General features: G+C 62.1%; 1 protein-coding gene. It reads left to right on the forward strand.

The features are described 5' to 3' along the window. A partial coding sequence (locus tag CFR71_RS15935) for an IS256 family transposase (RefSeq protein ID WP_110532260.1) occupies positions 1-725 on the forward strand: 725 nt, incomplete at both ends.

The raw sequence follows: 725 nt of genomic DNA on the forward strand, positions 1-725 counted from the left end.
GAACCGGCGGAATGGCTCCACGACCAAGGTGCTGAAAGGCCAGGACGGCGCCTTTCCGGTGACGGTGCCGCGCGACCGCGACAGCAGCTTTGAGCCGGAGCTTATAAAGAAGGGCCAGACCCGGATCGACGGGATCGACGACAGGATCATCGGTCTCTATGCCGCCGGTCTGACGGTCCGGGACATCCAGACCCATCTGCTTGATCTTTATGGCCTGAAGGTCTCTCCCGACCTGATCAGCCGCGTCACCGATGCCGTGCTGGACGAGGTCCGGGAGTGGCAGGGCCGGGCGCTGGATCGGATGTATCCCATCGTGATCTTCGATGCCCTTCGGGTAAAGATCCGCGATGCTGACAGCCGGACCGTTAAAAACAAGGCGGTTTACGTTGCTCTCGGTGTCACCCGCGAGGGAGTGCGCGAGGTTCTGGGGCTCTGGATCGCCGAGAATGAAGGCGCCAAATTCTGGCTTTCGGTCATGAACGAGTTGAAGAACCGGGGCATCCAGGACATCCTGATCGCGGTCGTGGACGGGCTGAAAGGCTTTCCCGAGGCCATCACCGCCGCCTTTCCCGAGGCGATGGTTCAGACCTGTATTGTTCACCTGGTGCGCCACAGCCTGAACTTCTGCTCATGGAAGGACCGTAAGGCCGTGGCTGCCGACCTGCGCCGGATCTACGGGGCCGCCACCGCTGACATGGCGGCCGCCGAACTTGATGCGTTCGAGG

This window comes from Novacetimonas pomaceti, assembly GCF_003207955.1.
Taxonomy (GTDB): domain Bacteria; phylum Pseudomonadota; class Alphaproteobacteria; order Acetobacterales; family Acetobacteraceae; genus Novacetimonas; species Novacetimonas pomaceti.